Annotated in this window: 23 protein-coding genes; 4 read left to right on the forward strand and 19 right to left on the reverse strand. The window is 46.9% G+C overall.

Translation table 11 applies throughout. From position 1 onward, the window contains the following. Positions 1 to 56: 56 nt before the first annotated feature. The 5 genes from MKZ04_RS12585 to MKZ04_RS12605 all read right to left on the reverse strand — a co-directional run bounded on the left by MKZ04_RS12585 (position 57) and on the right by MKZ04_RS12605 (position 4,171). Positions 57 to 362 (reverse strand): YunC family protein, encoded by a 306-nt coding sequence (locus tag MKZ04_RS12585; RefSeq protein WP_023856194.1) that lies wholly within the window; start codon positions 360 to 362, stop codon positions 57 to 59. A 79-nt stretch (positions 363 to 441) separates the two neighbouring features. Next, complete coding sequence (locus MKZ04_RS12590) at positions 442 to 1,797, reverse strand: bifunctional metallophosphatase/5'-nucleotidase (protein WP_341046033.1); 1,356 nt, start codon at positions 1,795 to 1,797, stop codon at positions 442 to 444. Between the two features lie 19 nt (positions 1,798 to 1,816). Beyond that, complete coding sequence (locus MKZ04_RS12595; protein ID WP_025809806.1) at positions 1,817 to 2,638, reverse strand: sulfite exporter TauE/SafE family protein; 822 nt, start codon at positions 2,636 to 2,638, stop codon at positions 1,817 to 1,819. A 17-nt stretch (positions 2,639 to 2,655) separates the two neighbouring features. After that, positions 2,656 to 3,507 carry a DUF72 domain-containing protein gene (locus MKZ04_RS12600; RefSeq protein WP_341046036.1) on the reverse strand — a complete coding sequence of 284 codons (852 nt, stop codon included), beginning with the start codon at positions 3,505 to 3,507 and terminating at the stop codon, positions 2,656 to 2,658. 130 nt (positions 3,508 to 3,637) lie between these two features. Beyond that, on the reverse strand, positions 3,638 to 4,171 hold the full coding sequence (locus MKZ04_RS12605) for a membrane protein (RefSeq protein WP_025809811.1): 534 nt from the start codon (positions 4,169 to 4,171) through the stop codon (positions 3,638 to 3,640). An 88-nt stretch (positions 4,172 to 4,259) separates the two neighbouring features. Between MKZ04_RS12605 and MKZ04_RS12610 the strand changes: the two genes are divergently transcribed. Further along, a complete protein-coding gene (locus tag MKZ04_RS12610; protein ID WP_020452853.1) occupies positions 4,260 to 4,844 on the forward strand; it encodes a TetR/AcrR family transcriptional regulator in 585 nt (194 codons plus the stop codon). Between the two features lie 209 nt (positions 4,845 to 5,053). Here MKZ04_RS12610 and MKZ04_RS12615 read toward each other — a convergent pair whose 3' ends face one another. Both MKZ04_RS12615 and MKZ04_RS12620 read right to left on the reverse strand, forming a co-directional pair. Further along, positions 5,054 to 5,188, reverse strand: a complete 135-nt coding sequence (locus MKZ04_RS12615) for a hypothetical protein (protein WP_257007285.1) — start codon at positions 5,186 to 5,188, stop codon at positions 5,054 to 5,056. A gap of 9 nt (positions 5,189 to 5,197) precedes the next feature. Continuing rightward, positions 5,198 to 6,424, reverse strand: coding sequence for a pyridoxal-phosphate-dependent aminotransferase family protein (locus MKZ04_RS12620; RefSeq protein WP_025809814.1), 1,227 nt, complete (start codon positions 6,422 to 6,424; stop codon positions 5,198 to 5,200). 164 nt (positions 6,425 to 6,588) lie between these two features. Between MKZ04_RS12620 and MKZ04_RS12625 the strand changes: the two genes are divergently transcribed. After that, a complete protein-coding gene (locus MKZ04_RS12625) occupies positions 6,589 to 8,187 on the forward strand; it encodes a PucR family transcriptional regulator (protein ID WP_025809816.1) in 1,599 nt (532 codons plus the stop codon). 100 nt (positions 8,188 to 8,287) lie between these two features. Here the strand turns inward: MKZ04_RS12625 and MKZ04_RS12630 are convergent, their stop codons facing one another. Beyond that, positions 8,288 to 9,484 carry an MFS transporter gene (locus MKZ04_RS12630; RefSeq protein ID WP_020452856.1) on the reverse strand — a complete coding sequence of 399 codons (1,197 nt, stop codon included), beginning with the start codon at positions 9,482 to 9,484 and terminating at the stop codon, positions 8,288 to 8,290. A gap of 180 nt (positions 9,485 to 9,664) precedes the next feature. After that, positions 9,665 to 11,071 (reverse strand): YfcC family protein, encoded by a 1,407-nt coding sequence (locus tag MKZ04_RS12635; protein ID WP_023856201.1) that lies wholly within the window; start codon positions 11,069 to 11,071, stop codon positions 9,665 to 9,667. 242 nt (positions 11,072 to 11,313) lie between these two features. On the opposite strand from MKZ04_RS12635, the gene MKZ04_RS12640 reads away from it, so the two are divergent. Both MKZ04_RS12640 and MKZ04_RS12645 read left to right on the forward strand, forming a co-directional pair. Beyond that, complete coding sequence (locus MKZ04_RS12640; RefSeq protein ID WP_023856202.1) at positions 11,314 to 12,360, forward strand: anthranilate phosphoribosyltransferase; 1,047 nt, start codon at positions 11,314 to 11,316, stop codon at positions 12,358 to 12,360. A 79-nt stretch (positions 12,361 to 12,439) separates the two neighbouring features. Beyond that, positions 12,440 to 13,261, forward strand: coding sequence for an endonuclease I family protein (locus tag MKZ04_RS12645; RefSeq protein WP_020452859.1), 822 nt, complete (start codon positions 12,440 to 12,442; stop codon positions 13,259 to 13,261). Positions 13,262 to 13,387: 126 nt separating this feature from the next. Here the strand turns inward: MKZ04_RS12645 and MKZ04_RS12650 are convergent, their stop codons facing one another. The 10 genes from MKZ04_RS12650 to sufC all read right to left on the reverse strand — a co-directional run bounded on the left by MKZ04_RS12650 (position 13,388) and on the right by sufC (position 24,932). After that, positions 13,388 to 14,227, reverse strand: coding sequence for an FAD binding domain-containing protein (locus MKZ04_RS12650; protein ID WP_149169289.1), 840 nt, complete (start codon positions 14,225 to 14,227; stop codon positions 13,388 to 13,390). A gap of 222 nt (positions 14,228 to 14,449) precedes the next feature. After that, positions 14,450 to 15,571 (reverse strand): NAD(P)/FAD-dependent oxidoreductase, encoded by a 1,122-nt coding sequence (locus MKZ04_RS12655; RefSeq protein WP_341046045.1) that lies wholly within the window; start codon positions 15,569 to 15,571, stop codon positions 14,450 to 14,452. Positions 15,572 to 15,635: 64 nt separating this feature from the next. Beyond that, complete coding sequence (locus MKZ04_RS12660) at positions 15,636 to 16,496, reverse strand: DMT family transporter (RefSeq protein ID WP_020452862.1); 861 nt, start codon at positions 16,494 to 16,496, stop codon at positions 15,636 to 15,638. Between the two features lie 30 nt (positions 16,497 to 16,526). Continuing rightward, entirely contained in the window at positions 16,527 to 16,910 is a 384-nt protein-coding gene (locus MKZ04_RS12665; protein WP_023856206.1) for a hypothetical protein, read from the reverse strand. Positions 16,911 to 17,534: 624 nt separating this feature from the next. Then, complete coding sequence (locus MKZ04_RS12670) at positions 17,535 to 18,656, reverse strand: Rap family tetratricopeptide repeat protein (RefSeq protein WP_020452864.1); 1,122 nt, start codon at positions 18,654 to 18,656, stop codon at positions 17,535 to 17,537. A 1,087-nt stretch (positions 18,657 to 19,743) separates the two neighbouring features. Further along, positions 19,744 to 21,141, reverse strand: coding sequence for a Fe-S cluster assembly protein SufB (gene sufB, locus MKZ04_RS12675; protein ID WP_020452865.1), 1,398 nt, complete (start codon positions 21,139 to 21,141; stop codon positions 19,744 to 19,746). A gap of 18 nt (positions 21,142 to 21,159) precedes the next feature. Next, the gene (gene sufU / locus MKZ04_RS12680) at positions 21,160 to 21,606 is read right to left on the reverse strand and encodes a Fe-S cluster assembly sulfur transfer protein SufU (RefSeq protein WP_020452866.1); all 447 of its coding nucleotides are present in this window, start codon (positions 21,604 to 21,606) and stop codon (positions 21,160 to 21,162) included. Beyond that, positions 21,596 to 22,816: a cysteine desulfurase SufS gene (gene sufS, locus MKZ04_RS12685; protein WP_020452867.1), complete on the reverse strand. Its 1,221-nt coding sequence runs from the start codon at positions 22,814 to 22,816 to the stop codon at positions 21,596 to 21,598. The genes sufU and sufS overlap by 11 nt, the downstream gene beginning before the upstream one ends. Beyond that, entirely contained in the window at positions 22,816 to 24,129 is a 1,314-nt protein-coding gene (gene sufD / locus MKZ04_RS12690) for a Fe-S cluster assembly protein SufD (protein WP_023856210.1), read from the reverse strand. The genes sufS and sufD overlap by 1 nt, the downstream gene beginning before the upstream one ends. A gap of 17 nt (positions 24,130 to 24,146) precedes the next feature. Beyond that, complete coding sequence (gene sufC / locus MKZ04_RS12695) at positions 24,147 to 24,932, reverse strand: Fe-S cluster assembly ATPase SufC (RefSeq protein ID WP_020452869.1); 786 nt, start codon at positions 24,930 to 24,932, stop codon at positions 24,147 to 24,149. Positions 24,933 to 24,941: the final 9 nt, after the last annotated feature.

Raw genomic sequence — 24,941 nt, forward strand, 5'->3', positions numbered from 1 at the left:
CCTTACATCACAAGTGTATGCTTGTAAGAGGGGATATACGATTCAATCAGACAACTTTATTTCACCATTTTTAAAAGGGCTTCTTTTCCGCTCATTCCGGGATGGATGCCGAGCTCTCTGGCCGCATCGGTTACAGATTCGAGCGGTGCTTCGAGAAGCTGATCGATCGTCCGCACGCCGACGGCTCTGGCGGCGACGATTTTCCGTTCTTTTAATTTATCATTCAGCAGGGCGACGTCAAGCGCTCCGCACATAATATATCCATGGTCATTGGTTACCGCCATAAAGTTCGTTTTCGGCAGTTTGACCGTTACAGCCGTAAACGGCTGATCTTCTATCATAATCGGAGTTAAATTTACCATCGCGATCCCTCCTTTACCATTAATGTATGATAAAGCGGGAGACATGTTCCGGTTTACCCCGAATCTTAAAGCATCTGTATTAGAACCGGTTTGCTTTTTTAAGCTTCCAGGCGAGCAGATCGCGCAGGAATTCAGGCATAAAGTACTCGATATCTTCCGCATCGCGGATCGCCGGAAACAGCGTTCCGAGTGTAAACATATCAATCGTGGCGATCGTGTAGAACGCATCATCTTCAATGTCCGCTCCGTTGACAGAGAGCTTTTCCGGGTCAAGGCCGGCATACAGCATTTTCCCCATCACTTCGCCGCGAAAACCGAGCCCTTTAATTCGCAGTTTCTCGGTTTCTTCCGATGATGCATGGAAGATGACCTCTTTCAGCTCACGTCCCGTCAGCTTCAGTTTGACCGGATTAATCGGATGCGGACAGATGCGGTGAACATCCGCTTTCGTCACCGGGCCTTGTGATAGAGACTCCAGTACAATGCCTGAGTTGACCATTCCGATTTCCGCCTCACACCATTCCTTTAAGGCGTCTGCCAGCATTTGCGGAAGGGCGCTTCTGCGGAACCAGGCGGTTTCAAGGGTGTTGTCCAATGCCGCAATTTCTTCTTCAAGGAGATGTCCGGCTTCTTTCTCTTTTTCCTTCAGAAAACGAATCGTCTCCTCTGATTCTTCGTTCCATTGTGCCGTCTTCATAACGGTTGCTGTGATGTTCTCAAGCGTTCCGTTATACGTCAGTTCAACATGACCGACATAGTTCCCGTATTTTTCGGCGCAGGCCAGCATAACGCCGTCTTTCATCATCCCTTCTTCAAGCAGGTGATGGGTGTGGGAGCCGAGAATCAGGTCGATTTCGGGAAAAGCCTCCGCGACGCGCTGATCATCCAAAATGCCGAGGTGTGAAAGAAGAATGACAGTATCGGCTTTTTCTTTGATTTCACTGAGCATCTCGCCGATGCTTTCAAATGCGTCTGCAACCGTCCAGCCAAGCTGCCGGTAGATCGGATAATACGGGACTGTCACACCGAGAATGGCAAGAGTTGCGCCGCTCTTCACCTTTTTGAGCACATACGGTGCTGCCCAGCCGGGCCTCTTTCCTTTTTCGTCAAACAAATTGGAAACAACGACAGGAAACTGTGCGTTGTCATAAAGTGTATCCAGCTCCTGATGCGGCAGTGTAATTCCTTCATTATTTCCGATCGTTGCAGCATCATACTGCAGACGGTTCAACAGCTCCACATTCGCTTTTCCGAAGGTGGCCTCAGATATCGGATGGAATCTGTCGACATGATCGCCGAGGTCGAACAAAAGCACTTCTTCCCCCTGCTCTTCATGTTTTTGTCTTTGTGTCTGAATATAATCGACGATTTTCGGCCAGTTTTCAAAATGGCTGTGCAAATCGTTCGTATGGTAAATATGGAGCTTTTCCGTCATGCAAATCTCTCCCTAACGTTTAACTAAACACGCCTTGATAGATTAATCTGATTCCGATGATGATCAATACGAACCTCATGATCAATACGATCGTCTTTGTTTGCATCTTTTTATTAATGTAGGCGCCGAGCTGTCCGCCAAACCAGGCGCCCGGGATCAATGCGAGCGCATAAAGCCAGTTGACATGGCCCGCGATGACATGGCCGGCAGAGCCGGCGACAGATGAAAGGAAAATAATAAACATCGATGTCGCAACGGCGACCCTTGTCGGAAATAAAAACAGAAGAATCATCGCCGGCACCATCAGCGAGCCGCCCCCGATGCCGAAAAGCCCGCCGAGGAAGCCGACGACAAAGGCGATCGCGATTCCGGCTAAAGGATGATATGAATACGTATATTCCTGTCCTTCATCCCCTGTGAACGTTCTGATAACGCCCGTATGCTTTTTCTCGGCAGGTTTCACCCTTTTCTTTATCATTAAGGAAAGGGAAATGAGAATCATAAAAATCCCGAACCATAGAGAAAACGAGTCTGAGCTGAAATATGTCGATACATGGGCACCTGCGATGCTGCCCGGCCCCGAGCCGATGAAAAAAATAAGACCGCTTTTATAATCTACGGTTTTATACTTCATATACGCAATCGTTGAAGAAAGCCCTGTAAATATGATGACAACCAGCGATGTGCCGACCGCCATTTGCGGTGTCACATGGTCAAAGAGCGTCGGCAGCCCCGCCAGAAAAAGGAGCGAGGGAACGATGACGATCCCTCCGCCGAGCCCGACAAGACTGCCGATGGTTCCCGCGATAAATCCGAGTATGAGCAAAATAAGATATTCCATAAAATAAGTCCTCTTTTCTAGCTGAATAAATCGAGCTGCCTTGGCGTAAGCCCTTTGTATTCAATATCGAGCAGCTCCTTCATTTGCTTCCCGTTTTGAGCCGCATCACCGCCTGAATTGTTATTAAACAGCACGTAAACGTTTTTCGACTGCTGTTCAAGCAGCTCAAGGTTTTTCTTCCAGTCTTTTAATTCTTGTTCATTATATAAATATAAATATCTGACCTCACGCCAATTTTGCCCGGAAGACAGCCTTAACCAGCCTTCCTTGTTGCGGCCGTGAAAACGGACGAGCGTTTTCCTGCTGTCAGTCGCATGAAGAACCGTCGGTATGCTGCCTTCGCCCGCCTGGGGTTCATCGCAAATGCTGTGAATCCATTGCTGTTCCTCCATAAAAGCGAGCGTTTTGTCGTAAAACTGGGGCATAAACCATGACCGATGCCTGAATTCAAGCGCACACGGTATATCTCCCATTTTCTCTTTTACCCATCTTAAGTAATTGACGTTTTCTTTTTTGCAATCAAACCATGGCGGAAACTGAAAGAGGACCATCGCCAGCTTGCCCGCTTTTATGTATGGCGTTAACGAAAGCTTAAAAGCAGCAAACATGTCGTCTTTCGTTTCAAAGGGGATTTCCCCGCGCTGATGCCCCGTCATTCCCTGATATGCCTTAATGATAAACTGAAAGGTTTCCGGCGTCTCCTTCACCCATTTTTCATTGTTCCGCTCGGGCTGAATCGCGTAAAAGCTCGCATCAAGCTCGACGATCGGAAAATGCGCCGAATAGTGGATCAGCTTGTTTTGACTGCTTGTCTTGGGCGGATACAGGCTGTCATGATCCCCCCATCCTGTTAATCCAATATAAATCAATGCAGTTCACCTCTTCCTTTAGTTTATCACAGGTTTTTTTCGAAAACTTGATCCAGGTCTGCTTGTAGCATTTCCTTTTTCAGCGGCGGAATACTTGAACATGAAAAAGAAGCCGGATGTCCGGCTTCTTTTAACGGGCTTTCTTCGGAAAAAGGGTAAAGCTGAAACTGTACAGAAAATCGATGGCAAGGATGATCGACCATAAAGAAGCGATGCTGATTAACGGTTCTGTTCTTTCCGGGTCGCCGATGAACAGATGCATCCCGGCCAGCAGCGCCGCCCCGATCAGCCATGCGATAAAATGCCGCAACCAGCCTTTGCGCTCTTTTTTGGCGTGTTCCTTGCCGTACTGCGGGCCTTTGTCAGGCTTCGGACCGCCGGCAAAGCGATAGGCGAACCTTTCATCCGCCCATTTGATCATGCGGCTTCCGAACGCGATGCTGACGCCGATATAAACGGCGGCGAGGCCGTGCAAAACATCCGCTTGCGCCCCATTGTACAGATCAAGCGCCGTTGCAGCCAAAAGCAGCAAATCCAAAACCGGTGTGCATGCAAACATGATCAAACCAGCCTTTTTCCAGCCTGCCATATAGCGAAAAATAAGGCCAAGCAGAATAAAAATCCAAAAACCGATCTCACAAGCTATAATCAATAAACCAATCACCTTTTATCCGCCTCTCTTTTTAACACATTTGTACTAAAAAATTATAACACATATGTATTAAATAATACACCCGTGTTATAATGTGTGTATGCCAAAAATAGTTGATCACGAAAAACAAAAAGAAAAAATTGCCGAAGCGGTGTGGAATGTGATTCACAGAGATGGACTTGAACATTGCACCGTCAGAAATGTCGCTAAGGAAGCCGGACTTTCGGCCGGATCGATGCGCCATTATTTTCCTCAACAGTCTGAGCTTTTCATTTATTCAATGAGGCTTGTGGCAAACCGGGTCAAAACGCGGATTGAGAGCATGACATTTAACGGTACACCGGCTGAGAACGTCAAACAGCTTCTTTTTCAGCTTATGCCTCTTGATGAGGAGCGAAAACTGGAAATGGAGGCATGGTATGCATTTACGGCCAAATCGCTCAGCGATCCGGAGCTCAAACCGTTAAGAAAGGAGATGAATGAAGGCATTTATTCAGCCTGTAAATCGGCTGTTGAAATGCTGGTGAATACCGGCGCCAAACCGGGGATCGATGTTCTAAAGGAAACCGAGCACCTGTACGCCCTTGTCGACGGGCTGGCGCTTCATTTGATCATGGCCCCTGAAAGGCTGACGGCTGAAATGATCGATTCTGTATTGGCCGGTTATTTAAGATCGTTGGAATAGACACAGATCGATCGGATTGCACCAAAAGAGACTTACACAAAACCACGGAAAAGCAGGCCTCTCAGCCTGCTTTTTTTGATTAATTCTCTTGTTTTAGATTCTCACGGATGTCGCAAAATTGTTTTTTCTGGTCATCCCACAAAAAACAGCCTGATCACAGGCTGCTTTTTGCGCTTCAGTGAACCGCTTTTGCTTCTCTTTCGTCTGCCTTAAAAATGTATTGACGCACTGCCGTCAAGCACGCCCAGCACAGCAATCAGCCCGCCGACGCCGATATCAGTTTTTCTTACGCCTTCCGGGCTCACGACGGAAGCGCCTTTCAAAAGCAAGTCAAACGTTTTCATGAGATTAGCCTACTCATGATAGAAATCCAGAGCCGCCTGAAGCGCATTTCCCGGCGATACTGAAGCACCTGTGCGAATGAGAACCGCTTCGAGAGCAGCCAATGTAAAAAGAACATTTTCTTTTCGGCAGCTGTACCCCATTGTCCCGATTCTCCATATCTTTCCGGCCAGCGGTCCGAAAGAGCTGGCGATTTCGACGCCGAAGTCGTCAAGCATCATCTTCCTGACAAGGTCCGCGTCAACCCGATCAGGCACTTTCACACAAGTGACGGTCGGCAGCTTTTTCCGGCCTTCCGTAAACAATTCGAGACCCATCGCTTTGATGCCCTTGATTAGCGCTGCTTCATGCAGCCGGTGTCTTGAGAACCGCTCGCGGAGCCCCTCCTCAAGAACGACCCGCGCTCCTTCACGCAAACCGTACAGCATCGAAGTCGCTTCTGTATGATGATTGAGGCGCCTCGGGCTCCAGTAATCCATCAGCATGCCGAGGTCAAAATAATTGCTGGAAATCGGCAAGCGTCCTGTTTCAAGCTCGATATCTTCTCTTGTGGCAATGCCACGTTCTACCTTTTTCCTTTCATTGATGCGCTTTTCAACCCGGCTGTTAAATGTGATCGGCGCCATCCCGGAAGGAACGGATAAACACTTTTGCGTACCTCCGACGACCGCGTCAAGGCACCATTCATCCGTATTGACATCCGTGCCGCCGATCGTAGCCACCGCATCGACTACACAAAGCACATCAAGCTCCCGGCAGGCCCGGCCGATTTCTTCAAGCGGCTGAATGCATCCCGTTGACGTCTCGCCGTGCACAACCGCGACGATCTCCGGTTTCGTCCGTTTGATTTCGGAGATGATATCTTTCGGTTCAAAAACGTCTCCCCACGGGCATTCCATTGTATAAACATCAGCCCGGTACCGTTCGCAAATTTCGGCCAGCAGATAGCCGAACCGTCCGAAAATGGGAATGAGCACCCGGTCCCCCGGTTTGATGAGACTGGCAAGGACGGCTTCAAGCCCGGCCCGCGATGTCCCGTCTATCGGAAATGCCCATTTATTTGTCGTTCGGAAAATCTGCCGGAGCAGCGCCATGACGTCATTCATCATGTCTGTAAATGCAGGATCGAATTGTCCCAGTACAGGTGAGGAAAGCGCCCTCAGCACTCTCGGATGAACCTCGACAGGACCGGGAGTCATAATTGTCCGTTTCGGAATATTCATTTCGCCAATTGTCATGTGAAGAAACTTCCTTTCTTTTTTCTTGTTATATTTCTTTACAACTCTCTATATAAATACAAGTTTACTGGTAACATGAAAAATAAACATCGGCATAAATGTCACAAATCCGCTCATTTTTTGTTGATAATGACTAAAATGACAAAGGAGGTCTGTACAGATCAATGAATATCTATGACATGATGAAACTCCCCGTGTTTAAAGGCGCAACGCTTGCCGCCGGAAAAACGGGAGGGACCCGGAACATCGAACACATCAATATGATGGATGCGCCAGATATTGCCGATTATCTGCATCACGGCGAGCTCCTCGTCACGACCGCATACCATTTAAAGGACCGGCCTTTTTTATTGAAGGAATTGATTGAAAGGATGATCAGGCGGGGCTGCGCCGGACTCGGCATCAAAACGCGCTTTTTGCAGAAAATACCCGACGAGGTGATCAAGCTTGCCGACGAGCGGTCATTTCCGATCATCGAGCTAAATAAAGATGTCCGCCTCGGTGATATTGTCAATCATACACTGAGCCATATTTTGGACAAACGGACGGCAGAACTCGAACAGGCCATTACCGCCCAAAAAAAGTTCACAACCCATATTATGAGCGGAAAAAGCATTCAATCGCTCTTGCATAACGTCTCTGCTGTTTTGAAGCTTCCCGTTCTTCTTTTCAATCAGCATCTCAAGCCGATCGCCTCCTCAAAAGCGGATGCCGCCGGGACGCTGTCGCATTATGAAGGAATATTTCAAAAAGGAAACAGGACGGGGCTCACCTGTTTTTCAACGCTTCCCGACAAACAAACCTATTCGGTATTTCCGATCTATACTCATGAAAAAAAATGCGGCTTCCTCGTTGTCTGCGGGATGATTTCCCCTTCAGACAAAGGCTTGCTGTTAACCCTCGAACAAGCCGCCAATGTCATCGCCTTTGAGCTGCTGAAGGAAAATGCGCTCAAACAATATTTGCGAAGAGCACGGAACGAGTTTTTCAGCAATTTTTTGGACGGCGCCTTTTCCTCTGCTGAAGAAATTAAAAACCGGGCCAAAGAATTTCAGCTCAAGTGGGATCAAAAATATGTGTGCATTGCGGGCAAATTGGACCGCCGCGAAAAATCGCTCAGCTTCACGGAAAATCAGCTTGAATCAGATTCCGTGTTCGAACGCCTGGAAGAAGAGCTGGTTGACTTTCCGTTCCCTCCGCACCTTTTCACAAAGGGAAATGTCTGCTTCCTGCTGGCCGAAGCGACGGACAGCTGGGCTGAACTGAATGCAGACGTCGGCGGATTTTTAAAGACGTTTCAGCGTCATGCAGCGGAGCACTTTCAGCGGACAATCTCTTTCGGAATCAGCAACCTCAGCCATCAGCTGAGCGACGTTCCGCACATTTGCAAAGAAGCCGTCGACGCGCTCCACTCCGGCCATTTGTCCGGCAGCACCGAGTTCATCCAGACGTACCATATGAAAGACGTCTCTGAGCTTTTACGCATGATTCCGGCTGATGATTTGAAGACATTTTACACGCATGCACTGCATCAGCTTGCCAGCCTGCCGAAGGATGACCAGGGGCTCCTGCAAACATTGTCCGTCTATCTGGAAACGCACTGTCAGATTTCTGAAACGGCCAAGCGCCTGTATGTCCACAGAAACACAGTCATCTACAGGCTTGAAAAATGCGAAGAATTGCTCGGGAAAAGCCTGAAAGATGCGGACACAACCCTGCGCTTGAGACTGGCGCTCAGAATTCAAATGCTGCTTGGATTGTGAGAAACTCCAACAACAGCAACCGGAGAAAGTTAAGCCATACCGGCATTGCTGATGATTAGACATTCACCATAGAAAAAAGCCGGCATATGTGCCGGCTCCCTTATACTTTTTCGGGAATTGCGCGCGTCTGCTGCTTCCGCCCCCAGCTGACTGCCGCCAAAAAGCTGAGCACGAGAACGACCGCACCAAAAATATATGGAATTTCCACGTTCACATCGAATAACAGACCGGCCACCGTCGGTCCGACAATGTTGGCAAGGCTCATAAACGCATTGTTCATGCCTGCGGCAAAGCCCTGTTCATCACCGGCCATTTTTGAAATCAGCGTATTAATCGCCGGACGGAGGATGGACGTCAGCATGAAGAAAACAATTGTTGCACCGAAAACGAGCCAGTACGAACCGGCAATCGAGCAGACGGCAAGCGCTGCGGCTGAACCGATCAGCGTCATGTTCATCAGCTTTTTTTCGCCGAAGCGGTTCGTCAGCATCCCGAGGGCCACCGCCTGGACGAACACGCCGATCAAGCTTGCCGCTGTAATGACAAAGGCAATGTCTCCCGGTGTAAAGCCGTGCTTATGATCGACATAAAGGCTGAATACCGCCTCAAAATTCATGATCCCGAAGTTCAGGATGAACACGAGGACAAACAGAAAAGCATACGGCGATCGCAGCGCGCGCGCCATTTGCTTAGGAAGCGGTTCGCGCTTTTGAGCGGAGCGGCGCTTTTCAAGCATCTTTTCTTGACTGAGCGTTTCCGGGAGGACAAAAAGCGATAAAACCGTCGCCAAGCCGGCTAATCCTGCTGACACGTAAAACGGAAAAGTGAGCCCGTACGCAGCCAAATATCCGCCGGCTCCCGGACCGATGACAAAGCCGAGAGACATCGCGGCGCTGATCAGCCCCATCCCTTTGCTTCGATCCTTTTCCGATGTGATGTCGGCGATGTAGGCAAACATGGCCGGCACCAAAAACGCCGCTCCCGCTCCGCCGAGAAGGCGGGAAACAAACAGCAGCCACATCTGGCTCGCCAAGGCGAAAAGCAACTGGGAAACCGCAAACGCACCGATGCCTAAAATGATCATTTTCCGTCTTCCGTATTTATCGGTCATTTCCCCGGCAACGGGCGAAAACAGCAGCTGGGTAATTCCCGAAGCCGCAATCAGCAACCCGAGCGTGCTGCCTGACGCGCCGAATTCTTCTATAAACGTAGGCATGAGTGGAATAATCAAGCCTATACCAAGCATAACGATGAACACGTTCAGCATGAGAATATACAATCTGGCCATTTTTTTCATCCGCGGATACCTTCCTTAAAGCCCGATAATACCGGACAATCTTAAATTCGATCAATTACTAAATTAGTATATCCACAGATAGGTTCAAAGTCTAGTTTTTTCATATTTTTGCATATTTTTTCTTCTGAAGGAATGATGGGAAAATAAAAAAGCGGAGGATTCCCCCGCCTTTTTATCCATTTACGACCAGCCGACAGCGTTAGCAAACAGCAGGAAAAGCACGGCCGCTCCCATCCAGAGGCAAAACAGCGGAAGGATGAATCGCAGCCACTTGTTCCAGGCAATCCGGCTGATCGCAAGCGTCGCCATAAAGTAACCCGATGTCGGAAAGACGATGTTTGAAAAACCGTCGCCGAATTGGAAAGCCAGAATTGCCGTCTGCCGCGTAATTCCGACAATATCAGCCAAAGGCGCCATAATCGGCATCATTATTAAAGCCTGTCCGCTTCCGCTTGGAACAAAAAAGTTAAACAGCATCTGTGTGAAAAGCATCGCCGTAACCGTTAAATAAGAAGGAAGTTGTGAGACCGCATGAGACAAGCCGTAAACAATCGTATCCATGATCTGCCCGTCGGCCATAACGACCGCAGCAGCTCTTGCAATGCCGCAAATCATCGCCCCGACGAGCACTTCTTTAAAGCCCTCATTAAAGGACTCGGCAATGTCTCTCGAGCTCATGCCGGCAATGTAAGCAGGAATGATGCCGAGCGCGAGGAAATAGCCCGCCATTGTCAGCATATCCCACCTGAAATAAATGACACAGCCAATCAAGCCGGCAAACAACCCAAGCGCCGCGATACCGGCCCATTTCACCCGTCTGCCTGCTTTAAAAGCAGGCACCGCTTCTACTGCTTCTTTCCCCGTCAGGCTTTTTTCAGGATGCGCCCTGACCTTTTCCGCATATTTGAGCACATATACAGCGGCAATCGCCGTAATGACAACAAAGATGACCGCCCTGTACCCCATCCCTGAATAAAGCGGGAGACCGGAAATCATTTGTGAGGTTCCTACGGTAAAAGGGTTTGTCAAAGCGCTCGTAAAGCCGGCGATCGTCCCGCACAACGCAATTGCTGCTGCTGTCATCCGGTCATATCCGAAAGACAGCAGCAGCGGAAGAATGACAGGGACGTAAACGATGGAAAGCTCAGGCGTCCCGATAAAACAGGAAATGCCGGAAAAAACGAATATTAAAACAGGTGTAACGAAAACCGGTTTGTTCCTGAACTGACCCGCCAGCAGACGGACACCGAGCTCAATGACAGACGCTTTCCGCAGAACGGCAAAAGCGCCGCCAATCACAAATGTAAACACGATAATCGGGGCCGCTTCTGTCATCCCTTTCGGAACAGCCGTAAGCAACCCCAAGATATCAACCGGCGTCTGTTCGATCCGTTTGTAGGACGCCGGATCAATCATTTCCCTGCCGTCCGGACTTTCCACCCGTTCATATTCGCCCGCCGGAATCACATATGTCATAAGCGCCATTAGACCAATCATGACAGCCAGAATGACATAAATATGCGGAAATTCCTTTTTGCTTTTTTCTTTCTTGTTCACGTCTTCTGTTTTGTAAGCCGGCATTCCCATTTTCGATCATCCCCTTTTCCATGTTAACTTTTTTAACATATTAAATGATTACAGCATTAATCGCATTGAAAAATCCTCTAAATTTCAGCATGTTTTCAGTTAAAATACCTAAATCTACACGGCCAATCCAGAAAATCGTCATATTTTCTATCAAGTATTAAGCCGACAATCTCGACTGTTCCTTTTCTGCATTTTCATGTAAAGTCATAAGAAAGATCAGCATGTAAAGGAGAGAGTTCACATTGCAACAGTGGATTAAAGAAGTCGCAAGAGGAAAAAGGGGCGCCCGCGATTTAACTTATGAAGAGGCCAAACAGGCTGCAGAAGCGATCGTTACGGGAAATGCCAGCCCCGTCCAGACCGCCGCATTCTTAATAGCGGAGCGGATGAAAACAGAGTCCCCTGAGGAATTGCTCGCGTTTACCGAAGCATTGCGGAACAGCTCGAAAACACTGAACCTTTCCAAAGCTGTAAAAGATGCGGTCATCGATTTTGCGGGACCTTACACAGGAAGACATTCTTTTTTAGCAACCATTCCCGCCTCGCTCCTTCTCGCAGGAAACGGAGTCCCCGTGTTTCTCCACGGCAGTGATGCATTGCCGCCCAAATATGGAACGAGTGTAAAAAATGTCCTAGACAAACTCGGAATCCCCTCTGAGACTGATCCTGCGCAAACGGCACACTCACTGGAAGAGGCCTCAATCGGATTCGCAGCCGCCGAAACATTTTGCAAACCGTTTGTTCGGATGAGGAAAATTCGCGAAGAGATCGGCATCCGCACCGTGCTGAATACAGCTGAAAAACTGGTCAACTTCTCTGATGCCGACAAGCTCATGATTGGCGCGTTTCACCGGACGGCCATTCAGAAAATGCATCCCGTTTTTCAGCACTTGACGTACAAAGAAGTGTTCATTGTCCAGGGGGCGGAAGGCTCGGAAGACGTACCGGTCCACAGAGGCAGCTTTGTGTTTACGATAAAAAACGGCGTGATCGATTCCTTTATATTAAAGCCGGAAAAATTCGGGCTTTACGCAGATGAAGCAAAGCTCAACAAACCGCTGTCTGCTGAGGAACAGGCGGAAAAAATAACGGCCGTTCTCGCCGGAGATGAATCGGCCGATACCGAATACGAAAGAAAACAAGTCATCATGAATACCGCATTGCGCTATTATTTGTTCGGACACTGCGCGGCCATTGAAGAAGGCGTCCGAACGGCGGAAAAACAGCTGAAAGAAAAAGCCGGCCTGGAAGCCCTCGAGAGGTGGAAAGCTTCATTTACAAGACCGTAAGAAAACCGTAACCAAAATGATATTTCCTTTTCATGAAAAGATTGGATAATGGAAGAAATGAAAAGGAGGGAATCGAAAGATGAACCGAAAGTGTCTCATACCGTTTATTTTGATGCTGTCAGCGATGTGCGCGCCCACCCAAAACGCAGAAGCCTTCCAGTTGTTTTCCTTACACGTCCAGCCCCATCAGTCCTCGGCTCCGGCGGATTACTATGAACAGGCGCAAGGCAAAACAGGCGAAGCTTTAAAACAAGCGCTTCACGACACAATCGACGATCATAGAGAGCTTTCTTACAGCGAGGTATGGGAAGCGCTGAAAGCAACGGACGAAGATCCGGCCAATCGAAATAACGTGATTCTCTTATATTCCAGAGAGTCGCGCTCTAAACAGGCGAACGGGGGGCAAACTGGCGATTGGAACCGCGAGCACGTATGGGCAAAATCGCACGGTGATTTCGGAACAAGCAAAGGACCCGGAACAGATTTGCATCATCTCAGGCCCAGCGATGTGCAAGTAAACGCCGCCCGCGGAAACCTTGATTTCGACGAAGGCGGCAGCCCCTATCCCGGTTCTCCCGGAAACCGCTATGACGGCGATTCCTGGGAACCTGACAAAAGCATTAAAGGCGATGTCGCCAGAATGATTTTCTATATGGCGGTCCGCTATGAAGGGGACGACGGCCAGCCGGATCTTGAAATGAACGACACAACGAACAACGGATCTAAACCGTACCATGGAAAAATGTCGGTTTTATTGAAATGGCACCATGAAGATCCTGTCGATGCCCTTGAAAGAAAGCGGAACGACATCATCTATCAGCAATACCAGCATAACCGCAATCCATTCATTGATCACCCTGAATGGGCGGAGGATATTTGGGGCTCAGGCGTTTTGAATTGAACAAAAAAAGCGCCTGCCCGGCGCTCTTTTTTTAAACCTCTCTTTTTTTGTTCAGCACACCGATTTTAGGGCCAGTTCAAATTCATGGTATCCCGCGCGCCTGCAAATATTGGATTCAAACGCTTGTCAAAACGTCTCCTTCTTCAGCATGTCGAGAATGTCAAACAGCGTATGTTTGATGACAAATTTGCGATACTCAGCGGAACCCTGCGCATCGTCCAAAACAGGGCCGGGAAAGCGGCTGATCGCCTTTTCCACCCTTTGATCTACAGGGAGCGATTCGTCATTCAACGCAGATTCCACTTCTGATGAACGAAACGGAAAAGGGCAGACACCGCTAAATGCACAGCGGACGCGTCCGTCTATTTCAAGAGCTGAAATCGTCGCCAAAGGATATCCCGTATCCCATTGCTGCCTCACTTTTATACTTGCAAAAGGCTGATGAAGATAGCGTTCTTCAATCAAAAGGAAAATGAGGATTTCTCCCTTGTTCAGCTTCAGCTGCTGATCGAATACGTCGTGAATCAAATAGCGCTTTTCCCCCTTGTCTCCGATCGTCACCACTTTGCTGTCGGTTAATAAAAAAGGCAGCACTGCTTCGCGGTAAAAGATCTGCCCGCAAATATTGCCGCCAAGCGTAATCTTATTGCGCGCCGTATGGTCGGCCACTTCCCTTACCGCTTTGCTCAACAATGGAAAGCCGCCGTTTTCCGTGATCTCTGTCAATGTTAATGCTGAGCCTAAAGCGAGGTGGCGCCGTTCAAATTGCAGAGTTCTGCACTCAGGTATGTCTTTAATATCGATAACGGCATTTGGATGAATCACACTCAGCTGTCCTGGTATCAAATGTTCTGTTCCGCCGGAAAAATAAGCCGGCTTTTTGCCCTTGCGCTCCAAGCTTTGAAAGAGCTTTACCGCTTCCTGCGCAGATTGGGGCCTGTAATACTCAAAGTCAAACTGGATCATGGCGACCCTCCTTTTACTTTCCAAATTTGTTCGGGAATCAGAGGCGGCCGATTCAACCGAACACCTGCCGTTCAAAAAAACCGGCATGCACTACGAAGAAAGTCAGATGGTTTTCTCAAAATTTTCCTCCATGGATTTATATTGAAAAATTTTCTATTTTAAAACTGTAAACAAGAAAAAAGTTCACTCTAGCTTCGAGTGAACTTTTTTTTGCAACATGATTCAACTTTCAAGCGCGCCGGCCGGATCATATAAAGCGATATCAAGCTCAGGCTCCTCTACCAAGGCGAGCCTTGCCAATTCCGCCCCAAGGTAAGGACCTGACGTGAGCCCTGAAGCGCCAAGGCCGTTGGCAACAAGCAGCCCGCAAATGTTCGGCAATGAGCCGATTACGGGGAGAAAGCCTGGTGTAAACGGCCTGAATCCTACACGCGTCTCAAGCAGCTCACTCAATTCCAAACCCGGCGCAACAGCAAGCGCCTTTGAGAAAATTTCGTGAAGGCCGCCAGCCGTTACCCGAAGATCATCAAGCTCCGCTTCATTTTCGTGAGTAGCGCCGGCAACGATCCGGCCGTCTTCAAATGCCAATATGTATTGGTCATTCGGAGGCATCACAACAGGCCAGCTGCCGGTATCCGCCTCCGGAAGACGAAGATGAACAATCTGCGCTTTTTGGTGGCTGACTGAAAAACGCACGCCGAGCGGCTTCAAAAGCTCGTCCGCCCAAGCGCCCGCTGTGACCAGCACCTGATCAGCGTATATTTTTTTGTCCGCTGTGGAGATCCCTGTTACCCGGTTTCCTTCATAGAGCAATGAAGCGTTTTCGGCAACAACTGAAGCTCCGTATTTCTGTGCGGCATTCACAAGTGAGCGGCGGAGCAAATTTCCGTTTACGCGCGCGGCGCCGCTGATATGAACCGAGCCGTACCCCTCTGCCAAAGGCGGAAATAAGCGCTTCGTTTCCTCATGGGATAAACGGGTGATCTCGCCGATTTCAGGGGCATCCTTGCGCCTGAGATGCGCCCGTTCTTCCATTTTCTCCAGCTTTCGCTCGTCTGTATGCAAGCTGATAGCGCCTGTCCGTTTATACCCCGTATCCGATTCTCCGTCAGCTTCAAGCTGCTTGATTAAATCGGCGTAGTACGCCGCTCCGCCTTTTGCAAGCTTGTACCATGCCTGGTTTCTGCGCTGCGAAAGCCAGGGGCAGACGATTCCCGCCGCGGCATCTGTAGCCCTTCCCCGCTCTCCGCGGTCAATCAAGGTCACTTCCGCGCCCTTTTTTGCAAGATGATAAGCGGCAGAAGCCCCGAGGACGCCCGCTCCGACTACAATAAAAGATTTCATGATTAACACCTTTTTCATTTCTGTTTATTTACAAATATAACGGATCACATCGATGGAACACAACCTAACCAACGGCTACCGATATCACGCCAAGCACCATAAAGACAGCCGCGACAATTCTAAGCCGTCCGAAACCTTCAGACAAAAGAACCGCCCCCATCACCGTTCCGATTAAAATGCTGATTTCCCGAACCGGTGCCACATAGCTGACCGGAGCAAATACCATGACACTCAGCGCCAAAATATAAGCCAAAGAGTTAAAAACCCCCACCCCGACAGCTTCCATCCGGTGATGCTTCCACTCAAAGCGGACTTCGCTCCAGCTTTTCGCGGCAAAAGGAGTCAATATGATCAGACGGCCGAGCGTATTGCAATAATCAAGCAGCAACGGCGGAATGAGAAACCGGCTGACCGCTGCTTTATCAAGGAGGGTATATGCGGCAATAATACCGCCGACCGCCAGCCCGTAAAGAACCGGTGTGAGCGAGCCTGATTCTTTTAACCGCTTGACTCCCCCTGTGAAAAAAAGAATGCTGATCACAATCAAAAGAATCCCTGTTATTGCGGGCAGCGTCAATGACTCGCCAAAAAAGGCGACCGCCAGCACACAGGTGAGCAGCGGGCCAGTTCCTCTCGCAATAGGGTAGACGAGGGAAAGGTCGCCCTTTTTGTACCCTTTTTGAAGAACAAGAAAAAAGCCCAAGTGTGCAAGGATGCTCGCCATAATAATGGCAAGCTGCCAGATGCCGATCTCAGGCTTTTCATATATGACAACACCTATGGCCAACGGCGTGTAGACAACGGCTGCAATCGCTGTGAACAGCCAGATAAATGGAACGCCTCCATCGGCTTTTTTTGAAAGGTAGTTCCATGATGCATGGATAAATGCAGAACATAATAATACACAAAAACCCACGGCAGTCATTACACAGCCCTCCGTTCATCATAATGGAGCTCAATGTTTGATGACAATGTAGCGCTTCAATTCCCCATGCCATTTCTTTCCTTTAACAGCATCCACCCAGACGTCATACTTGCCCGGTTTCAGCTTTTTCGTCGGGAAGCTCACCCGAAAATGAGATTTTCCGCGTGTTAAATGAACATCTCGATAGATCAGGACAGTTCCTTTTTTATTGATCAGCCGGACAGCGATCATCGTTCCCGTAACAGGACTTTTTCCAGTGACAACGATCGAAGTGGCTGATTTCGTATATGTATTGGCATCCGTCCTGAATTTCACCGCGCCTTTGGAAGGCATAGCAAAGGCTTCTGTACTCCCGGCAAATGCGGCCAGCAAGAAAACAGCGGCTGTCAACACAGCCTTTTTCAACATTTTCACTGGTCATATCCTTTCTTATACAGTATGAATGTCACATGCTATACCCTTCATTATACATGACAATATGATCTAATAAAGATATTTTACAAGAAGATCCTGTTCTTCTTTTAATGGACAAATACTGTATAAGTGGGTGAAAGGGGATGATTTAAATGTATGAAGCTAAGGTGAAAAGATTAAGACAGGTATACAAATTGTTGATGAAGATGGGTATTTTCATGATGATCTTTTTCTCGCAGGCAGCCTTGTGGAAATACTCGTCGATCGAATAGCAGCCCGATTTTTTTAACAAATTTGCTTTTGCCTGGAACACAAGGCGCGCTTCATTTTATACCCATTAAATGACAATATATTAAAGAAAAAAGTAATTTAATAATGTATTGCTAGTTCAAGTCGTGAATTCCAATAAAATAAAGCCCTTCTAGCAAAATGAGAAGGGCTGTTTTGACATGCTAATTTGCTGGAATGCGCACTGAATTTATATCAAAATTATTACATCAATAATCAGAGAGTGCTTAGGATTGTAGTCTATCAGCGACTTTAAATGTAGCGTTATCTGATTGTGCAACAGAAACACCTACTATACCTATAGTCCCTATAAACAAAACAACACAAAGCAATATTTTAGCCTTCATTTGCTATCCCACTCCTTTGAATTTGTCGTCTCGCATCATATGCAATACGGTAGAACTCAAGAGCGTCGTAAATCTTTTCTCTTTTCGTTAAAGCTTCAGCCACTATAACCCCGTAATCTTCCATATCTGCATACATGCCATTTTCCCTGAAAAACTTGAATGAATCTCTGATTAAATCTAAATCGAACGATAGGTATAACCCTTTAATCATTTCCAGCTTTGCAAGGATATCAAAATTCCTATTATTCTCAGCTACTTCCTTCCCTTCAAGGTATGCGTCTTCTGCGTTACCCAATTTACGAAGTTTTGCCATAACATAGGACAAATTAAACAGTGTTTTAGGCAAGAAACTCAGATATCCATCCCTATATAGATTCAGGGCTTCCTTCAAATGATTGGATGACTTTTCAAGTTCTTCAAGCTGATTATAACATATTCCGAGATTCAAATGCGATGAGCCAATTAAATGATCAGCACCGAGATTATTGGATTCCTCAAGCGCTTTATGTAAATTGACTAAGGCTTTTTCTGGATACATTTTGTCAATTAAATTCCCTGTAAGAATAAACTGACATTGAACTCTTCTCTCCCCATAAGTGTCATATTTTTTATATATGTTATATGCACGGTTCGCGTAATTCATCGAAAAGAATGTTTGTTTCATATGATAGTAAACTTCTGATGCCTTGAAATAAAATTCTGCTTTTTCCAACTCATCACAATCAAAAGAATCAAGCTGTTTCTCGGCATTCCTGTAAAAATTCAACGCAAGTATCAATTCTTTTTGTCTGAAATGATACATACCTGCGAAGAATTGATAGTAATATTCCAACATTCCTTCAAGGCTGTTCTGATCTCGAATTTTTTTGAACTCATCAAATCGACTCGCTAAATTACCTCCAGCATCAGAATACATATAATCAAATTGAAGGTTGTGCCGAAACAACAATAAGTTATAATAGACAATCACATCTTGATTTTGCTCCATTTGTTCTAATTCTCTTTCAACTTCTTTCCTAGTATCTTCTGCCTTGCCAGGCCAATTGTTTTTTAGGGCGGTGTACCAAAAATTCATTTTCGTCGCAACCAAATCATATGGTATTACGCTCACTTATCCTCTTCCTTTCTCGTAAGATTATAATTTTTCAGAAATATCAGCAGGTTTTTCCTTTTTCTTCATAGTCATCATTTTACATAAAAGAATAATTTTTCACAACAACATTCTAAGAAATCTTTAAAAGTTAGAGGTTCTTTGACCTGATCAATTTGATTCATTTTTACTGTTGAATTTTAGGATTATAAAATTGGGATCAGAAAAGTTGTAGGATTATATATATCTGTTGGTATGATAAAAGGTAGTATAAAATGCGGTTTCTTTTGTTGAAACGTATCGTCACAGAATCGTTAAGAGAATATAAAATTGAGTCAGAGTTCTGACCGCACTTATCAAACCAGTGTTCCTCCGAACCGTATGATATTATAACTCAAAATTGAAACCGGCAAGCCGAAAAAAAAACCGTAGATATACCCCCATCTTGTCAATAAAAATTGAAGACAGGCAATAGTTTATATCTACGGTGCACAAACACATAAAATGATGACGGGTAAACAAATCGAAATCTGCTATAACCGATGGACGACCCTACCACCTTGTTTAAAGTTGCTTAAAATAGTCTTAACCACAAATATTAGTCGCTCTGCTAATTAAGCTCCAAATCCGCGGAATAATTTGGTTTATCTTATTATAATCCGGACCTGCGACAACCACAATTTCCTAAAATCGATATTGATCAATTCTTAAATGCATAATCACAACTGTGTGATCATCGGTTAAGCAGGTAACTGCACGGGCATGATTCACTACATTTGAGTAGTAATACCTTAACTCATTTGCTATGCATTCCTTGTGTCGTGCAATGTCTGAATAACTGTTGATGTTGGCTGAATAATTGACCGATGGATAAGCCATTTAATTTTCCCCCTCAGAAAATTTCCGAAAGTTATTATTTTCCAGTCATCAATTATATGCCTACTGCAAGTTAATTGTTACTTCTAAGAAATAAGTTATTCTCCCTGTTGTTGAATAAAAAAAGCAGGGTTTCCCCTGCCAATCCCCACTGCTGTAGAGAGATCAAACAAATACTTAGAAAAAAAGAAGAAGACGAACTTCAAAAGTTCGCCTCAACATTTTTTATATATTAACCAATAGACCCTTCCATTTCGAACTTGATCAAACGGTTCATCTCAACCGCGTATTCCATCGGCAGTTCTTTCGTGAACGGCTCAATGAAGCCCATGACGATCATTTCTGTTGCTTCTTCTTCAGAAATGCCGCGGCTCATCAAGTAGAAGAGCTGCTCTTCAGATACTTTTGATACTTTCGCTTCGTGCTCCAATGAAATGTTGTCGTTCAAAATTTCATTGTATGGGATTGTATCAGAAGTTGATTTGTTATCCATGATCAGCGTGTCGCATTCGATGTTTGAGCGGGCGCCTTCGGCTTTGCGTCCGAAGTGGACGATTCCGCGGTATGTGACTTTTCCGCCTTGTTTTGAGATCGATTTTGAAACGATTGTGGATGACGTATTTGGTGCAAGGTGAATCATTTTCGCACCGGCATCCTGATGCTGTCCTTTTCCTGCGAGAGCGATAGAAAGCGTCATGCCGCGCGCGCCTTCGCCTTTCAGGATAACGGCAGGATATTTCATTGTCAGCTTGGAGCCGATGTTTCCGTCGATCCATTCCATTGTCGCGTTTTCTTCACAGACCGCACGCTTTGTCACAAGGTTGAAGACGTTGTTCGCCCAGTTTTGAATCGTTGTATAACGGCAGTAGCCGCCTTTTTTAACGATGATCTCAACAACCGCGCTGTGAAGGGAGTTTGTTGTATAAACAGGTGCTGTACATCCCTCTACATAGTGAACGTGAGCGCCTTCGTCGACGATGATCAGCGTCCGTTCGAACTGTCCCATATTTTCTGAGTTGATGCGGAAGTAAGCTTGCAGCGGAGTATCAACTTTTACGCCTTTTGGCACGTAGATGAATGATCCGCCGGACCATACCGCAGAGTTCAAGGCCGCAAACTTGTTGTCAGTCGGCGGGATGACTTTTGCCCAATGCTCGCGGAAAATGTCTTCATTTTCTTTGAGGGCGCTGTCTGTGTCTTTAAAGACGATCCCTTGAGACTCAAGATCTTCTTTCATGTTATGGTAAACGACTTCTGACTCATACTGCGCAGATACACCGGCCAAATATTTTTGCTCAGCTTCAGGAATTCCAAGCTTGTCAAATGTTTGTTTGATTTCCTCAGGAACTTCGTCCCATGATCTTTCTGAACGCTCAGAAGGCTTTACATAGTACGTGATTTCATCAAAGTTCAATGAGTTTAAATCTCCGCCCCATTGCGGCATTGGCATATTGTAGAAGTGTTCAAGAGATTTCAGGCGAAAGTCGAGCATCCACTCCGGCTCTTCTTTCATGCGTGAAATTTCCTCAACGATTTCTTTTGTCAATCCCCGCTCTGAACGGAAAATGGAAACGTCTTTGTCGGCAAAACCGTATTTATATTCGCCGATATCCGGCATTTTCTTAGCCATCCATTTTCACTCCAATCTTTATTCGTTATCGCTGTTTTCTTTGGAAACGCCTTTTTCAAGGGCTTTCCATGACAATGTTGCACATTTAATCCGGGCCGGAAATTTTGAAACGCCTTGCAGGGCTTCAATATCGCCTAAATCGATCGAATCGTCGTAGTCTTTGCCCTGCATCATATCTGAAAAGATCTGTGACATCTGAAGGGCGGTCTCCACGTCTTTCCCTTTGATCGCCTGTGTCATCATGGACGCAGAGGCCATTGAGATTGAGCATCCTTCGCCTTCAAATTTTGCATCTTCTACTTTACCGTCTGTTATCTTCATCGTCAGTCTGATTCGGTCACCGCATGTCGGGTTGTTCATATCAACAACGATGCTGTCATTTAAAACCCCTTTGTTTCTCGGGTTTTTGTAGTGATCCATTATCACCTGGCGATACAGTGTATCCAAGTTCACATTAAAAGACATTTGTGAAATACTCCTTTGTCTTCTGAAGAGCTTCAATCAGTTTGTCGATGTCTTCTTCCGTATTATACAGATAAAAGCTTGCTCTTGCAGTGGCGGAAACGTTCAGCCATTTCATCAAAGGCTGTGCGCAGTGATGACCGGCTCTGACGGCGACCCCTTCTGCATCAAGCACGGTTGCCACATCGTGCGGATGAACGTCTTCAAGGTTGAATGTCACGAGTCCTGCACGTTCGGCCGGACCATAGACAGTCGCGCCTTCAAGCTCTTTAAAGCGCTCCAGGGCGTAGGCCGCCAAACGGTGTTCATGCGCCAATATTTCGTCAAGTCCGATGTCTTCAAGGAAGTCAATCGCCGCTCCCAATCCGATCGCACCGGCAATGATCGGTGTGCCGGCTTCGAATTTCCAAGGCAGCTCCTTCCAAGTCGATTCGTAAAGACCGACAAAATCAATCATTTCTCCGCCGAATTCTGCGGGTTCCATGTTTTCAAGCAATGCTCTTTTTCCATACAATACCCCGACCCCGGTCGGACCACACATTTTGTGGGCTGAAAACGTGTAGAAATCGCAGTCCAAATCCTGGACGTCAATTTTCATGTGAGGTGTGCTTTGCGCACCGTCTACGACCATGACCGCGCCGTTGTCATGCGCGATTTTGGCTATTTCCTTAATCGGGTTGATCGTACCGAGAACGTTTGAAACATGCGCAGCCGAGACGATTTTTGTATTTTCCGTCACCGTTTCCCTGACATCGTCCAAGGAAATGGTTCCGTCTTCCTGAAGCGGAATGTACTTCAGCGTGGCGCCGGTTGCTTTGACAGCCTGCTGCCACGGAATAATATTCGCATGGTGCTCCATCGGTGTAATGACGATTTCATCACCAGGCTTGAGGTTTGCGCGGGCATAGCTGAGCGCAACCATATTCAGGGCCGTTGTCGTACCCCTTGTAAAAATAATTTCCTGCATAGACTTCGCGTTTATAAACTTCCTGACCTTCTCACGAGCTCCTTCATATCCATCCGTTGCTTTCGTTCCTAATGTATGAACGCCGCGATGGACATTGGAATTGTAAGAGTTGTAATACTCATCAAGCGTCTCGATGACAACGCGCGGCTTCTGCGAGGTTGCCGCGCTGTCCAAATAAACGAGATCGTGTCCGTTGACCTGTTGGCTGAGAATCGGAAACTGTTCGCGAATATCTTTGGCATTCATTATTTTACTTTCCTTTCAATCACAGAGACCAGCTGCTTCTTCACGCCTTCGATCGGAAGTTCATTGACAACCGGTGCGAGGAAGCCGTAAATGACGAGGCGCTCTGCTTCTTCTTTTGGAATTCCGCGGCTCATCAAATAGTAAAGCTGAACCGGATCGACGCGGCCGACGGATGCAGCGTGCCCTGCCGTTACATCGTCTTCATCAATTAACAGGATCGGGTTGGCGTCGCCGCGCGCTTTTTCACTCAGCATAAGAACGCGTGATTCCTGCTCTGCATTTGATTTTGACGCGCCGTGCTCGATTTTTCCGATGCCGTTGAAGATCGAAGATGCGGAATCTTTCATAACGCCGTGTTTTAAAATATAGCCTTCTGAATGCTTTCCGTGATGAATGATTTGCGTTGTAAAGTTTTGAGTCTGTTCTCCTCTGCCGACGACAACCGTTTTCGTATCGCCGAATGTGCCGTCTCCATGCAGATTTGTCGTGTTTTCAGAAACGGTGTCTCCGTCATTCATTAAACCGAGCGCCCATTCAATTTTGCTGTCGCGTCCGAGTGCAGTTCCGCGGCGGCTGACATAAGCCGTCACCCCTGCGGAAAGGTTGTCGACCGCACCGTATTGCACGCGGGCATTCGCGCCTGTGATCACTTCTGACACGATGTTAAAGACCGCTTCCTTAGGGTTCACAGTGCTGATGTAGTTTTCTACATATGTGACTGCACTATTGTCATCAGCAACGACAAGTACATGGTTGAAAAGCGTTGTATCATTGCTTTCATGGACATAAACAGCTTGCACCGGCGCTTCCAGTTCGACGTTTTTCGGAACGTAAAGGAAGGCTCCGCCGTTCAGGAGGGCTGCATGCAATGCCGTTAATTTATGCTCATCGGCTTTTACGCCGTCTTTCATAAAGTATTTTTTGACTAGCTCGCCGTGTTCGCGGAACGCAGTATGAATATCTGTAAAGATGACGCCTTTATCCTGCAGCTCTTTTGAAAGAGAAAGGTAAGCCGGCGTCTGGTCTCTTTGGACATAAAGCGTTTTGTCTTCATTTCCAAGATCGATCAGCGATTTGACCTCATCTGAAAGATCATCCAAAGAATCAAGCGGTTTATTTTCTACAGTATGCTTATCAAACCGTGTAAAATTCCAATTTGTAATTTTCGTTTTATCAGGTTTCGGCAGCGGCAGATCTTCTGCTTTTTCAAGCGCTTCTAAGCGTAGATCTTGCAGCCATGCAGGTTCCTGGTGCTTCTCAGAGAAGCTTTTGACATATTCCCGATCTACAGATAGTTTTGTTTCCAATGTCATGTTTATCCCCCTAACGCTTACGCTTCTTGACCGACAGTTTCGTCTTCGATTCCAAGCTCATGCTTAATCCAGTCATATCCTTCAGCCTCAAGGCGCTGCGCCAGCTCAGGTCCGCCGGATTTCACAACGCGGCCCTGCATCATGACGTGCACATGGTCAGGCGTAATGTAGTTCAAGAGGCGCTGATAGTGCGTGATGATCAGGCAGCCGAAGTCCTCGCCGCGCATTTTGTTGATTCCTTTTGAAACGACTTTAAGGGCGTCGATATCCAAACCTGAATCGATTTCGTCAAGAATCGCGATTTTCGGTTCGATCATCATCAGCTGAAGAATTTCGTTGCGTTTTTTCTCACCGCCTGAGAAACCTTCGTTCAAGTAGCGCTGCGCCATATCAGGATCCATTTCAAGAAATTCCATGTTTTCGTCCATTTTGCGGATGAATTTCATTAAAGAAATCTCGTCGCCTTCTTCTCTGCGCGCGTTGATCGCTGAACGGAGAAAATCGGCATTTGTAACACCGCTGATTTCACTCGGATACTGCATAGCCAAAAACAGGCCGGCCTGAGCGCGCTCGTCCACTTCCATTTCCAGAACGTCCTTGCCGTCAAGCGTGATGCTTCCTTTTGTTACTTCGTATTTAGGGTGCCCCATAATCGCCGCGGATAAAGTTGATTTACCCGTTCCGTTCGGTCCCATTACAGCGTGGAATTCCCCGCCTTTTATTTCAAGGTTTACACCTTTTAAAATCTCTTTTCCTTCAATCTCAACGTGAAGATCTTTGATTGTTAATGTCGAAGCAGCCATGAAATATAC

This window comes from Bacillus sp. FSL W7-1354 (genome assembly GCF_038002405.1).
Classification (GTDB): Bacteria; Bacillota; Bacilli; order Bacillales; family Bacillaceae; genus Bacillus; species Bacillus paralicheniformis.